Source organism: Protofrankia sp. Cj5 (assembly GCF_917627405.1).
Classification (GTDB): domain Bacteria; phylum Actinomycetota; class Actinomycetes; order Frankiales; family Frankiaceae; genus Protofrankia.
The window spans coordinates 1-13,691 of sequence record NZ_CAKJTO010000119.1 but is presented as its reverse complement, the minus strand read 5'-3'; the positions used below and the strand labels follow the sequence as shown (position 1 = coordinate 13,691).

General features: G+C 67.0%; 9 protein-coding genes and 2 pseudogenes. 4 read left to right on the top strand and 7 right to left on the bottom strand.

Annotated elements, in window-relative coordinates:
* The 5 genes from MJ777_RS19610 to MJ777_RS19590 form a co-directional block, all read right to left on the bottom strand.
* The coding region (locus MJ777_RS19610; protein ID WP_239377382.1) for an SDR family NAD(P)-dependent oxidoreductase at positions 1-764 on the bottom strand (764 nt) is incomplete at its 3' end.
* Positions 765-1,221: 457 nt separating this feature from the next.
* Positions 1,222-3,657 (bottom strand): arylsulfatase, encoded by a 2,436-nt coding sequence (locus tag MJ777_RS19605; RefSeq protein ID WP_239377381.1) that lies wholly within the window; start codon positions 3,655-3,657, stop codon positions 1,222-1,224.
* 66 nt (positions 3,658-3,723) lie between these two features.
* Positions 3,724-4,617 (bottom strand): ABC transporter permease, encoded by an 894-nt coding sequence (locus MJ777_RS19600; RefSeq protein WP_239377380.1) that lies wholly within the window; start codon positions 4,615-4,617, stop codon positions 3,724-3,726.
* Positions 4,598-5,482 carry an ABC transporter ATP-binding protein gene (locus tag MJ777_RS19595; protein WP_239347418.1) on the bottom strand — a complete coding sequence of 295 codons (885 nt, stop codon included), beginning with the start codon at positions 5,480-5,482 and terminating at the stop codon, positions 4,598-4,600. The genes MJ777_RS19600 and MJ777_RS19595 overlap by 20 nt, the downstream gene beginning before the upstream one ends.
* Positions 5,483-5,619: 137 nt before the next feature.
* The gene (locus MJ777_RS19590; protein WP_239377379.1) at positions 5,620-6,657 is read right to left on the bottom strand and encodes an ABC transporter substrate-binding protein; all 1,038 of its coding nucleotides are present in this window, start codon (positions 6,655-6,657) and stop codon (positions 5,620-5,622) included.
* A 941-nt stretch (positions 6,658-7,598) separates the two neighbouring features.
* Between MJ777_RS19590 and MJ777_RS19585 the strand changes: the two genes are divergently transcribed.
* From MJ777_RS19585 to MJ777_RS19575, 4 genes are all read left to right on the top strand, one after another.
* Positions 7,599-8,534: a TauD/TfdA family dioxygenase gene (locus MJ777_RS19585; RefSeq protein WP_239308007.1), complete on the top strand. Its 936-nt coding sequence runs from the start codon at positions 7,599-7,601 to the stop codon at positions 8,532-8,534.
* Between the two features lie 45 nt (positions 8,535-8,579).
* Positions 8,580-9,485, top strand: coding sequence for a TauD/TfdA family dioxygenase (locus tag MJ777_RS19580; RefSeq protein ID WP_239347422.1), 906 nt, complete (start codon positions 8,580-8,582; stop codon positions 9,483-9,485).
* 309 nt (positions 9,486-9,794) lie between these two features.
* On the top strand, positions 9,795-9,875 hold the full coding sequence (locus MJ777_RS23235) for a putative leader peptide (protein ID WP_370652780.1): 81 nt from the start codon (positions 9,795-9,797) through the stop codon (positions 9,873-9,875).
* A 196-nt stretch (positions 9,876-10,071) separates the two neighbouring features.
* Positions 10,072-11,361 (top strand): ROK family transcriptional regulator, encoded by a 1,290-nt coding sequence (locus MJ777_RS19575; RefSeq protein WP_370652779.1) that lies wholly within the window; start codon positions 10,072-10,074, stop codon positions 11,359-11,361.
* A 304-nt stretch (positions 11,362-11,665) separates the two neighbouring features.
* Here MJ777_RS19575 and MJ777_RS19570 read toward each other — a convergent pair.
* Together MJ777_RS19570 and MJ777_RS23230 are read right to left on the bottom strand one after the other, a co-directional pair.
* Positions 11,666-13,128: pseudogene (locus MJ777_RS19570) on the bottom strand (ATP-binding protein).
* 140 nt (positions 13,129-13,268) lie between these two features.
* Positions 13,269-13,529, bottom strand: a pseudogene (locus MJ777_RS23230) (hypothetical protein); the annotation flags it as partial.
* Positions 13,530-13,691: the final 162 nt, after the last annotated feature.

Here is a 13,691-nt window from a genome sequence, read left to right as displayed (position 1 = left end):
TTCGCCGGGCTGGGCGGTGGGAGCAGGATTCCGGTGTTCGCGTTGAGACCACCGTCGCAGGGCAGCGTGGCACCGGTGATGTACGACGCCGCGGGCGAGGCCAGAAACCAGACGACCTCCGCCTGTTCTCGGGGGCTCGCCCACCGTTGCATCGGGATTCGTCTGGTGACGTCCGCCGCGAGTTCCGGGTTGGCGAGGGCACCAGCGGTCATCGCGGTTACCGTGCCGCCGGGCGCGAGAGTGTTGATTCTGATGCCGTGGGCGGCGTAGTCGATCGCGGTTGCGCGAACAAGGTTGATCGCCGCGGCCTTGGACGCGTTGTAGGCCCAGTTGCCCGGCTCCCCGCGCAGGCCGGCAACGGACGCGGTGACGACGATCGCGCCACCGCCCGCGGCACGCAGGGCCGGTGCGGCGGCGCGTATTCCCAGCGCCACTCCCCGCACGTTGACGGCTAGTATTCGGTCGAATCGCTCGATGGCACCCGCCGCCTCCAACGGAGGCGTCCCGCCGATTCCGGCGTTGAGCACGGCCACGTCCAGCCGGCCGAAGTGGTCGGCGGCCAGTCGCACCATCGCCGTGTTGGTCGTCTCGGCGGCTATGTCGCCGGTGAGCGTCACAACTCCTGTTATCGCGGCCAGTTCGGCCAGCCCATTCTCGGCCAGGTCGACGGCGACAACCTTGAATCCTCGCTCAGCGAAAAGTTCCACACACGCGCGTCCGATTCCGGATGCGGCACCGGTGACAACCACCACTGGAGTGACCATGCTGTCTCCCTGCTGGTCGACATTCAGGATTGCTCGATGTTCTGTTGGCGCCGCGAGGTGCGGGAAGACGCCCGGAGAAGATGACGCGCAGGACGGACACGGGCTGTGGGTGGAACGCCTAAGCAGCCCGGCGAAGGTGCCAGAGCTGCTCGCCCACAGGTCATAACCCGACCTGCCGTCACCCGGACCAGCCCGCCGAGGACCGAAACCAAAAAATCTTACCGATAGCGATCATGTTGTTGAACGCTACGCTATTATGCGTAGCGTAAACTGTCAATTGTTCACCGGCGTAGTGAACTTTGTCGCCTTCGGTCCACCGATCGGTGCTCGGCGTCCCGCCTCAGCCCCTCACACAGCGTGGGCCAGCAGCTCCGCTCCTTGATCCACGCCCCTATTGCCGGGCGCTCTAGGAGCGTTTGGCGATGGATGGGAGTGACGCGGCGAGGTGCGTGCCCTGTCATTCAAAGGTGGCCGCGGCCTCCCGCAGGGTGCGGATCACCGTTTCTGGATCGTACGGTGCGGGCGGACCGGGGGTGTACGTCACCGAGCGCAGGGCACCGGTGTAGCGGAAGGTGCGGTGCCGCTCGTACACCGGCCAGGACACCGGGGACTTGCGGTCGACACCGACACTGATGCCCTGCAGCGGCGCCATGCCGATCAGCTGGTGGACGCCGTCCAGCCGGCCGGTCGCGATGCCGTCGACCGAAATCCGCCAGTCCCAGCGCAGGTCCGGCACGGCCAGGGCGGAGACGACGACGGTGTGCCGCCCGGCGGTGAGCGGTCCGGCGTCGGCCTCGAACAGCGTGCCGTACTCGTTGTAGGCGAGGCGCAGACGGCCGTCCTCCACATACACGCTGTAGCCACCACCCTGGTCGCCGTGTGAGACGAACACCCCTTGGTCGTCGGCGCGGTGCTCCGCCAGCTCGATCGTGATGTCGAAGGAGCGGAAGGCAATGAGCTTCGACGACCGGTAGCGTTCCAGCTCCGGCGTGCCAGCCAGCAGAGTCAGCGGCCGTCGCAGTAGTTCCTCCGCCGGGTTGCGGACGGCCAGCGCGCCGCTGCCGTCCAGCAGCGGGAAGACACCGTTACGCCAGGCTGCGTCCTCCCAGGCGGCGGCAAGCTCTTTGACGATCTTCGGCTGTTCGGCGGACAGGTCGTCGATCTCGGTTGGGTCCCGGTGGATGTCGTAGAGTGCCCACTCGCCGTCGTCGTACGGGGTGCCGGGCTGGTGCAGCGTGACCAGCTTCCAGCCGCCGCGGTAGTAGCTGCGGTTGCCGATCATCTCGCAGTACTGCTCATGATGGGTGCTCGGCGCGGTCGGGTCAGCGAGTATGGCGGCGAAGCTGAACCCGTCGGGTTCCTGGAGTGCCACGCCGTTCCGCATCGTCGGGCGTTCCGCTCCGGCAAGTTCCAGCAGGGTCGGCGCGATGTCGGTGACGTACTGGTAGTGCGGACGGATGCCGGTGTCGCCGTCGGGCCGGCGCAGCCCGGCCGGCCAGGAGATGACGAACGGTACCCGCACCCCGCCGGCGTACGTCTGGCTCTTGTACAACCGGAACGGTGTGTTGGACGCCATGCCCCAGCCGCGCGGGTAGTGCACCAGGCTGCGCGGGCCGCCGATCAGCTCCGGCTCGCGCTCGACGTCGGGGTTCCAGTCGGACGGGAGCGCGGGGTGCTGGACGAAACGTTTGAAATAGCTGCGGGTGCCCTGCGCGCCGCCTTCGCCGGTACCGCCGTTGTCCGAGGTGAACACGATGACGGTGTTGTCCAGCTCACCGAGGTCCGCCACGGTCGCAAGCAGCCGGCCGAGGTTCTGGTCGATGTTGTCGACCATCGCGGCGTAGACCTCCATGTACCGGGCGTACAGCGCCTGCTGGTCCGCTGTGAGCTCGCCCCAGGCGTCGACCTCAAAGCCGGCCTCGAAGTTGCGCCGCGGTAGCCGGGTGCCCGCGGGGAACAGACTGTCCGCGAGCTGCCTGGCGAAACGGGCGTCGCGCAGTGCGTCCCAGCCGTCGTCGTAGCGGCCCCGGTACCGCTCGATGTCGGCGGCCTTCGCCTGCAGCGGCCCGTGAACGGCGTTGTGCGCGACGTAGAGGAAGAACGGCTTGTCCGCGTCGTGCGCGCGCAGCGCCTTGACCATCGAGATCGCCTGGTCGGTGATGTCATCGGTGTAGTAGTAGCTGTCGGGCAGCTCGTCGACGTCCAGCGGGCTGTTGTCCCGGACCAGCTGGTGCGGGTGGAACAGACTGGTGAGGCCTTCCAGCACTCCGTAGTACTGGTCGAAGCCCTTGCTCAGCGGCCAGTTGCGACGGTCGTCAGCCGCGTTGGACGCCGAGTCGCGCGCCAGATGCCACTTGCCGACGGCGTAGGTGGCGTACCCGGCGTCGTGCAGCAGCTCTGCCAGGGTGGGGATGTCGTCGGCGATCTCCATGCCGTAGCCGGGGAAACCGGGGTCGGCGTTGGCCACCATCGAATACCCCACCCGGTGCGCGTTGAGGCCGGTCAGCAGCGATGCACGGGCGGGTGAGCACAGCGGCATGGTGTGGTAGTTCGTCAGGCGGAGGCCGCGTTCAGCGAGCAGGTCAAGCGTCGGCGTGGCGATCTCCGAGCCGAACGGGCCGATGTCGCTGTAACCCATGTCGTCGACGAGCAGCACGATGATGTTGGGCGCGTTCCTGTCCGCGCGGTGACGGGCTGGCCAGGCAGGCTCCGACGCGGCAAAGGTGCTGCCGACCAGGCCTTCGAATCCCGCGTACGGGTCGCGCCGGTGGGCCGTGGACGCGGCGCGTGGGACGGAGTCGTGTTCGCGGGCCACGGGCTTTTCCTCGTCAAAGGTGGAATGGTCAAGGATGGGGATGGCCGCCGTCAGCTGGCCGCGCTGTTGGTCACTCATCTGGTCCCGATCATCGGCGGTGCGGTGGCCTGGTATTCGGTCGTGGTGTTCGTGGTGTTCGTGGTGTCAGGCGTCAGGCGTGACTCGCCAGCGTGACAACCGCCGTTCAACGGCTAGGAGCAGGTGGTTGATGCCGAGCCCGATCACGGAGATCGTGATGATCCCGGCGTACATCTCCTCGATGGCGAAGTTGGACTGCGCATAATTGATCAGATAGCCGAGCCCGGCCTTGGCGCCGACCAGCTCAGCGGCTATCAGCACCACGATCGCGAAGGACCCGGCGAGGCGGATGCCGGTGAAGACCGTCGGCACGGCGGCGGGAAGGATGACCTTCTGGAACAGCCGCGGTGACGACAGGCCCATCGACCGCGCAGACTTGATCAATAGCGGGTCGACATTTTGGACACCACTGATGGTGTTCAACAGGATCGGCCAGACGCAGGCGTAGGTGACAATTCCGATCTTTGATGCCTCGCCCAGGCCGAGAATCAGCACGAACACCGGTAGGAGGGCGAGCGCCGCGGTGTTGCGGAACAATTCCAGCAATGGGCTCAGGACCTCCGCCACCGTCCGGAACCAACCGATCAGCAGGCCCAGCGGCAGCGCGATCGCGACGGCGAGTGCGAAACCAGCACCGGTGCGTTGCAGGCTGGCCTGGGTGTGCACCCAGAGGTCACCGCTGTTGAACAGCGCCCACCATTCTTTGATCACTTCCGAGAACGGCGGTAGGAACACCCGGTCGACAACCCCCCAGCGGGGCAGCAGCTCCCACGCGGCCAGCAGGGCGATGATTGCCGCGGTGCGGCGCAGAACGGCGGACGCGACCCGCAGCGGCGCGACCCCCCATCGCCGACCGCGCTGCCTGGAGAGCTCATCGGGGTCGATCGAACCGTCGGTCGCGGTCGCGGTCACGGTCACGGTCACGGTCGAACCGATGATCTCATCGATGGTTGCCGACACCGGTCACCTCTTTCCGGTCATGCTCGTTCGTCCCAGCCGCTTCGTGATCGCCGTCGACCCGGCGTTCGGCCTGCTGTGCCTTGGCGACCTCGTCGTGGAGCAGCTCCCAGAGCAGGTGCCGGTAGCGCACGAACTCCGGGTCGGAGCGGGGGTCGCCGCTGTCATCGCTGATGGAAGGGACGTCAACGATCTGTTTGATCCGGCCGGGTCGCGACGTCATCACGGCGACCCGCTGACCGAGATACACGGCCTCGTCGATCGAGTGCGTAATGAAAAGGATCGTCTTGCGCGTCTGCGCCCAGATCCGCAGCAGTTCGTCCTGCAGCGTTTCGCGGGTCTGCGCATCGAGCGCGGCGAACGGCTCGTCCATGAGCAGAACCGCCGGATCGTAGGCGAGGCTGCGTGCGATCGCCACCCGCTGCTTCATGCCGCCGGACAGCTCATGGGGATAGCGGCGTTCGAATCCGGTGAGACCGACCAGGTCCAGATACGACTTCGCCCGGACGGAACGTTCGGACCTCGGTACACGCTTGGCCTCAAGGCCGAACTCGATGTTCCCGAGCGCGGTCCGCCACGGGAACAGCGCATACTGTTGGAAGACGATCCCGCGGTCGAGACCCGGGCCCGAGACCGGAGCCCCGTCGACCAGGATGCGTCCACCGCTGGGTCTGGTCAGTCCACCGAGCAGGTCGAGCAGGGTGGACTTACCGCAGCCGCTCGGCCCGACCAAAACGAGGAATTCTCCACTGCGGATGTCCAGGTCCACGCCGGAGACCGCGGTGAAGCCAGTGGTCGTGCCATGCGATCCCGCGTCGGCCCGGACAGTAAACTTCTTCGTGACGTGCTGGAATTCGATCGTAGTCATGTGCATTCATCCTCACCGCGGTGGCAGGTGGTTCCCGGCCCGGTGTACCGGGAACCACCTGCCGCCCGCCGGGGTTGGAACGTGTTTGCGAAGGAATGTTCGATCAGCGAGCCGGAGCGGACATCTCAAACACGTTCTCAGGAGCCGGTGGCAGGTCGGAACGGATTGAACTCGTTGGTGTAGAGCTCGGTGAGCACGACGTCTTTCTTCAGCTCGCCGCGCCCCCGCAGAAAGTCGATCCAGCGGGTGAAGTCCGTGTCCTGGATGAGTCCGCCCTGCCCGGCCACCCCGTAGCTCTTCCAGAACTTGATCGCGGTTTTGTCCTCCTGGCGGCCCCGTTTGTCGATGATCTGCTCGAATCGGGCGACCACCTCCGCACGGGGTGTCGTCTTCGCCCATTCCAGCGCTCTGGCGACACCATCGACAAACTGCTTCGTGGTCCTGGGGTTCTTCGCGATGAAATCCTTCCGCAATACCACGGTGCCCGCGGAGAACGTCCCGTAGAGCGCGAAGTCGCTGAACAGCGGGTGGATCCCTCCTCGCTCCAGCGCCTTGTCCCGCAGAATTCCGCCGAGTGCGGCGACGTCGATCTGCCCAGCGCGCAGGGCCTGCTCGGTGTTGACCGGCGGAACCACGGTGGGAACGACCTGTTTGACCTCGTCGGCGCTGAGGCCCTGCTGCCTGAGGTAGGTGTCCAGGACGGCCTCAAGATGCGCGCCGAGCGTGTTCATGCCGATCTTCTTGCCGATCAGGTCCTTTGCGGAGGTGATCGGGCTTCCGTCACGCACGTAATAGCCGATGTAGGAGTCCTTGTCGACACCGTAGTAGCTGATCACTGCTTTGATCGGGGCGCCGGCGGCTACCAGCTTGATGACGGCACCGTTGAACGCACCGCCGAAGTCGGTGTCACCCGTGGCGGCGGCCTGGATGTCCTGCGGTCCGCTGATGGTGTTGCCGATCCACTTGAGTGTGATCGGGCCGAGGTAGCCGAGGTCCGCGGCAAGTTCGGCGGGGGTGACCTGGCCGACCGAGCCCTGGTAGCGCAGTTCGGTCTGCTCACTGCCCGCGCTCGCACCGCTGTTGCCACCGCCGCAGGCCGCTGCCGCCAGGGCCGTCACGGCCAGGAGCGAGGCGACGCCGACGGTCTTGGATTTCCAGCGGATGGTGCGGAACATGATGCGTCCTTCAGAAGAGGATGGGCGAATTGTCGGTACGGTTCAGTCAGCTCGACGGCACGGTCAGCCTGCGGTGGGGAATGCGGCGGACGGTGCGGGCCGGGTTGGTTTCCGGGTCGCCGATAGCACGGCGTGCCGCTGTAAGTCAGCTCGGCCGTGAGTCAGCTACCGCCAGGTTGGTGACGGCGACGCACGAAACAGTCGGCTTGCCGTATGCAGGTGCCGGTGGCTGTGGGACCTGGCGTGGCGTCAACACTGACGGGCACGCTGAACACAGCGTCAGCCGGTTACAGGTATGTCCACCATGAATGCCCGAGGACGGCAGGACTGGGTCAGGACCGACACAGATCGCTGGCGACGCGGACGTGGTCCACCGTCCGCCGGATCGAGAATCGCCTGACCTGCATATTGACGACTATGTCGGTCGGGAAGAAGGCTTGTCAAGCGGCTGGGCGATCTATATCACTGGCGACGCCTCGGCGGACTGCGGGCGCATCCTTGATCGGCACCATGGGTCGTCCGTCCGAGGGCACCGTGCACCAATTATTTTCACCGCTCCGCTAAACGTTGACTGGCTCCACAGGGGCACTGACCATGGCCCCATGGCCGCAATGGAGTGCTTGCCGTCCGGGCGCTCACTCCCCGCATGGGCGCGGGTGAGGTGCTGGCGGCCCGAGAGCGCGGACGAGGCTGGACGCCGTTGTCAGGCAACCTGCCTACCGTCTTGTCCCGTCACCGCGCGGGGCTGTTAGCCGATCCCGTCCCCGCGGCTGTGCGCATCACCGGCTTCCGGGTGATGCCGCCGGGCCGCGGGCGAGAAGCAGCAGACGGCTCCGCCCGGGCGCCGTCGCGTCCAGACGCCGCATTTTCTTCCCTCCGGGCGCCGCTCGACCTGTTCGGCGCGGTGCCACCGGTCCACCTCGATCCTGGAGTACCTGACGATGACGCATGTCGTACACGAACTGGGGGTCGACGTCCGACCTCTCTCCGGTTACACCGGGGCTGAGATCCACGGCGTCGACCTGAGCCAGGATCTCGACGACCAGACCGTCGCTGAGATCCGCTCTGCCCTCCTGCGCTGGAAGGTCGTCTTCTTCCGCGGCCAGTCGATCGGCCACGCCGAGCAGATCGCCTTCGCGGCGAAGTTCGGTGAGCTCACACCCGCCCATCCCTATGAGGACGAGCCGCCGGCCGGCTTCCCGCAGATCCTGCCCATCGACAGCCGACGTTACGAGGCGAAGTTCGGCACGAGGAAGGTGACGTACGACAACGGCTGGCACACTGACGTCACGGCGCTGGTGAACCCGCCGGCCGGGTCCATCCTGCGTGCCGACATCGTCCCGCCGTACGGCGGTGACACCGCTTGGACCAACCTCGTCGCGGCCTATGAGGGCCTGCCGGCTCCACTGCGGAGCCTGGCCGACCAGCTGCGCGCCAAGCACAGCTTCGGCGGGAACCGCCGTCTGTTCGCCGCCGACTCGGCCTATGCGAGGAAGGTCGCAGCCGAACCACTGCTGGCGATCCACCCGGTGGTACGCGTCCATCCGGAGAGCGGGGAGCGTGCGCTGTTCGTCAGCCCGAGCTTCACCGCGGGCGAGAGCGAGATCATCGGATTTTCGTCCCGCCAGAGCCGCCGGCTGCTCGAACTGTTCTACGAGGAGGTGTCCCGGCCGGAGTACACGGTGAGGTTCCGGTGGCAGCCGGGAGACGTCGCGTTCTGGGACAACCGGGCCACCGCGCATCTCGGGCCGTCCGATCTCGGCCATCTCGACTTCGACCGGGTGCTGTACCGGGTCACCCTCGTCGGCGACATTCCTGTCGGCGTTGACGGGCAGCAATCCGAACTCGTCACCGGGCAGCCTTTTCTCGCGCACTGAGCACCTGAACGACTGGTCAACCCGAACGATCGATCAAGGAGAACAATGACCGTCATCGGTACTGATTTCGATGTCCGGAGGGTCGCTGGACGCATCGGCGCCGAGGTGCTCGGCGTGGACCTTCGCGACGATCTCGGCGACGAGACGATCGCTTTGCTCCGGGCGGCGTTGCTGGAGCACAAGGCACTGTTCTTCCGCGGCCAGACGCTTGCTGACGAGAGCCAGCAGCGTTTCGCCGCGCGTTTCGGCGAGCTCACCACGGCGCATCCGACCGTTCCGTCCCTGGACGGCAGCCCCAACGTGCTGCGGGTCGATTCGGCTGAGGGCCGGGCCAACAACTGGCACACCGATGTCACGTTCATCGTCAGTCCACCGTCCGCGAGCACGCTGCGCAGCATCGTGGTCCCGCCCTATGGTGGGGACACCCTCATCGCGAACTCCGCGGCCGCCTACCGGGACCTGCCCGTCGATCTGCGCGAACTCGCCGACCGGATCTGGGCGGAGCACACCAACGACTATGACTATGCGATACCGCCGGCGAATTCGGAGAAGACGAAGGCCTTGCGGGAGAAATTCGTCTCCCGGAAGTACCGGACCGCTCACCCGGTGGTCCGCGTACATCCTGAAACGGGGGAGAGGGGCCTGTTCATCGGCGGTTTCGCGCAGCGTGTCGTCGGCCTGTCCACGACCGAGTCACGGGATATCCTCCGCCTGTTGCAGACCTATGTGACCCGGCCGGAGAACACCGTTCGCTGGCGGTGGGCGCCAGGCGACCTCGCCTTCTTCGACAATCGGATCACCCAGCACTACGCGGTGGACGACTACGGCGACCTCCCACGTCTGTTGCATCGGGTGACCGTGGCCGGTGGTGTGCCGGTGGGGGTGGACGGCCGGCGTAGCTACGCGATTGACGGTGACGACGCCTCGCATTACACGCCGGTCGCGGTGTAATGAAGAGCGACCGGCAATAGGGGACGTGGCGTCGCGGGGCCAGGGCACGCACCTCGCGTCGTTGTCGTCGGCCCCGGTAGAAACACCGCTACCGGGGCCTCCGCCTCGCGACACACGCACCCCAGCCCCGCTTCTTGATCCATATTCCTATTGCCGGGCGCTCTCCTTCGTTGCTGTCCGATACTCATTGGCTGGGTGCGACTCTCTCGATCCGCCCCGTCACCGGTTCATTCCGATGGCGGGGCGGATTTTTCTGTTTTTCCACTGGGCTAGTTGACAATCTTCGTCGATCTGCTTACGGTCAGCGGTATGTGCGGGCACATCTTCCTGGTCGGTCGCGCCCACGTCGACCTGCGTCGAGTGGCGAGCGCGCTCTGTTCGTCGGCCTGACCGGGTCACGCCATCTGGCGTGACCAATTGTCGACATTCACGAAAACTGTCGCCCGTACCGGATGTTTCCACGCCGCATTCCGCCGGTTTCACGACCACGGGCGGAGTGAGGAGTGCGCCCCGACGTCCGCCCGCGGTGCGGCCCGTGACCGCAGCGCCGTGGCTCCGCGCTACCGCGGTGTATGGAGGGCATTCCGTGCCGGTGCACATACAGAGCCAGGTTCCGTCGCGGCCCACCACCGCGGGTCACCCCGGCACCACTGGTTCCGCCGCGGCTGTCCTGCGCGCCGTGCTCGACCACGGGCCGGTGGCCCGTACCCTCATCGGCCGGGCGACCGGGCTGAGCCCGGCGGCCGTGTCGAGGCAGACCGCGGATATGATCTCGCTCGGGCTGCTGCGGGAGGCGCCGGTGCCTACCGACCCACCTCGCGCAGGCCGGCCCTTCGTTCCCCTGGACATCGACACCCGACACCACATCGCCTGCGGTGTGCACATCGCGGTGCCCTTCATCACCTTCAGCCTGGTGGACCTGCGCGGCCGGGTACTGGCCGAGGAGAACATGCCCCACCACGGCGCGCCCGGCGAGGTGCTCCGCCAGATCGGCGAGCACGTCCCCCGTTTCACCGCGCGCCATTGCCGGGGAAGCCGCCCCGTCGGCCTGGGCGTGGTCACCGGCGGCCGGGTGGATCCGCAGCGCGGTGTCATCCTTGAGCACAGCCTGCTGGGCTGGCGCGACGTGTCGGTGCGTCAGGTACTCGCCGCGGCGACGAGCCTGCCGGTCCACGTGGACGGCCACGCCCGCGCACTCGCCCAGGCTGAGATCCTGTTCGGGGATCCACGGGCCCGACGCAGCCTGGTGCACCTGTTCGTCGGCAACGTCGTCGATGCGGCGATTGCCACTGGCGGCACAGTGCACCACGGCCGGCATTGCGGCGCCGGGGATGTAGCCCACCTGCAGTTGATGGATGTGCCGGTGACCTGCCCCTGTGGCCGCTCCGGCTGCCTGCAGGCAGCGATCTCGGAACAGACCCTGGTGGACCGGGCCATCCGGGCCGGATTGATCCAAAGCCCGGATATAGCGAGCCTGGTGGAGGTGGCCCGGCGCGGTGACCCCGGGGTGCTGGCGCTCGTGCGCGATCGTCTTCGCATTGTCGGCCGTGTGGTGGCCATGCTCCTGGACATGATTGACCCCGAGGTGCTCGTGCTCACCGAATGCACTACGATCTTCCTGCCGGAGCTGCTGGCCGACCTGTACGAAGAGATCGCGGCGCACTCGCGGTTGCGCGACAGCCCTGAGCTCACGGTGCTTCCAAGCAGCTTCGGCCCGCAGGCTCTCGCCGTCGCGGCGGGCGCGGCGGTGCTCGATGCCGTCCATCGCAGCCCACGAAGCCTAAGAACGCCCGGCAATAGGGGTGCGGATCAAGGAGCGGGGCTGGGGCACGCATCTCGCGTCGTTGTCGACGGTCGCAGCCCAACACCAGGGTGACTCTCTCCGCCGCCTCGCGATGCACGCACCCCAGCCCCACTCCTTGATCCACTTCTCTATTGTCGGGGGCTCTAATTTTCGGTGATAGTGGGACTACAAGAAATCAATTGTGAGAAATCAATTGTGATGAGCGACGAGACCTGGTCATGTGAAACCCGCCAGATGCACGCGGGTGCCCAGCCGGACTGGTGAGCGCGGGTCTCCACGGGGCAGGCCCGCCCCCAGGGGCGTAGCCGGCCGCGGCGTCGTTACCTGCGGTCATGCACCCTTGAGGGCGGCGAACCGCTGTCTGGGTTTGTGCCGGTCAGGGCTGTCGGTAGAGATCGTCGAGGCCGACCAGGATGATGTCGGTGTCCTCCTCGGCGAGTCTCCGGAGTTCCGCGCTGAATCCGGCGCCGCTGTAGCAGGTGAGTTTCGCGGTCTGGGCGCCGAGGCGTCCTTGCCCGACGAGCAGGGCGCGGATCCGGCGGAGCCGGGCGAGATGGCCCACACTCATGGTTTCGCCCCACTTCGCCTCGCCGATCGCGATCAGGGGCGTCCGGTTGTCATCGTCGAGACCGAAAGCGACGACGTCCAGTTCGTGGCTGGCCTTGTTGGCCGGGTCGTTGACGGTGCCCGCGCCGACACGGTTGGGGTAGTCGCCGAAGCGCTCGGCCGGTGCCAGATGCCGGGTCCAGTGGCGGCAGATGTGTTCGAAGTGCGGGCCCAGGACATTGCCGACGAACCTGCGTTGGCTGCGTTGGCTGCGTTGCCATAGTCCGGTGGCGTCGCGGGTGTGTTCAAGGTCGGACCAGATCGGGCGCATCACCGCGTGGTAGAAGGCCAGGAGTGGCTCGGCGATCCGGAAGTTGGTCCGGTTGTTCCTGAAGACATCGGGTTCACGTGTGATCATTCCGCAGTCCTCGAGGACGGTCAGCGGATGGGCGAGGTCACCGGATTTGCGGCCCAGGTAGGAGGCGATGCCGCCGCGGTTGTTGTTACCGGCCGCGATCGCCGCGAGCACCGAGTGGTACAGACCGATGTCGTGCAGGTCCGGTTCGTCGGCGAGTAGATACCGGGCCTCGCGGAACAGCGGGCTGGTGGGGGAGAGCACAGTGCGGGTGACCCAGGGGTCGAAGTCGTCGGGGCCCGCGGGCGTGTCGTCGCGGGCGAATTCTCGGCGGTAGGCCGGGGTGCCGCCGACGATCGCGTTGACCTTGAGGGCGGTGACCGGGTCGTCGATTTTCCAGAATTCGGCGGTGAGGCGGTGGTCGAGGGTCGGTACGACGAGCTCGAGGCCGGCGCGTCCGCGCAGTGGCGCGTTGCCCCCGAGCAGCCGGCCCATGAAGGCCATGGCTGATCCGCACAGCAGGAGGCGGGTGCGGCTGCTGTCCCGTTCCGCGCGCAGTGGGGCGAGTGCGTTCTGGATGACGGACGGCAGGCCCGGATTGGCCTTGGCCAGGTATGGGAACTCGTCGATGACGACGGGGACGCAGCGATCGCGGCCGAGTGCGAGTAGGGCGTCGACGACCGAGTGCCAGGTGTCGAAGACCAGCGGGGCCGGGTGCCGAGGTGGTCGGCGAGGCCGGCGCCGATCCGGCGGAGCGATTCGCCGTCGGTGGCTTCGTCGGCGGCGAAGTAGAAGCCGCCGGTCGCCTGGCACAGCGCCCGCAGGAGGAAGGTCTTGCCCTGGCGGCGGCGTCCGGACACGATACCGAGCGTGGCTCCGTCGCCCGGATCGGTGGCGAACGCGGCGAGCGCGGTCCACTCGTACTCCCGGTCGAACATGTCGCCCGGCCTGCGCGGCAGCTGCACCGCAGTGATCCCCCGTCCGCGCGCCTTGCAGAACTCGACCTATGATAACTGCACTTGTCGTAGGTGATGAGGTGGTGGAGGTTGTCGCCGGCGAGGAGGGCGATGGCCAGATGGATGGCGTCCAGCGAGCGGAGAACCGCTGGGGGCAAAGCGAGCGCGAGGTCGAGGACCGTCGCCGTCACCGACACGGCGGGGATGGTGCTGTCGCCGATCTCGATACGGTCCGACCGGCGGACGGCACGGGTCGCGACGTCCGCCGGGCCGATCGCGGTCAGGGCCCGTGCGGCCTCGACGGTGGTCAGCGCGGACGTGAGAAGCTCGCGGTCGGGGTGTGCGTCGAGATTGTTTGACCAGCGCGTCCGTTTCCGTCTCACGGCGGAGGAGCTTGACGACCGCACTGGTATCCAGATAGATCGCTAGCGTTCGTCCTCGCGCGTGTCGTGCAGAACGTCTGTGGCGGTCCTGCCCGCCGGGACCGAGGGCAGGCCTTGTGCGGCGCTCGCCACGGCCGCGGCCGTGGCGTAGCCCGTCGGGGG

Bases quoted from the DNA above. Each gene is read 5' to 3' on its own strand.
- MJ777_RS19605 (WP_239377381.1), bottom strand. From the start codon at position 3,657: ATGAGTGACCAACAGCGCGGCCAGCTGACGGCGGCCATCCCCATCCTT.
- MJ777_RS19595 (WP_239347418.1), bottom strand. From the start codon at position 5,482: ATGACTACGATCGAATTCCAGCACGTCACGAAGAAGTTTACTGTCCGG.
- MJ777_RS19590 (WP_239377379.1), bottom strand. From the start codon at position 6,657: ATGTTCCGCACCATCCGCTGGAAATCCAAGACCGTCGGCGTCGCCTCG.
- MJ777_RS19585 (WP_239308007.1), top strand. From the start codon at position 7,599: ATGACGCATGTCGTACACGAACTGGGGGTCGACGTCCGACCTCTCTCC.
- MJ777_RS19580 (WP_239347422.1), top strand. From the start codon at position 8,580: ATGACCGTCATCGGTACTGATTTCGATGTCCGGAGGGTCGCTGGACGC.
- MJ777_RS23235 (WP_370652780.1), top strand. From the start codon at position 9,795: ATGTGCGGGCACATCTTCCTGGTCGGTCGCGCCCACGTCGACCTGCGT.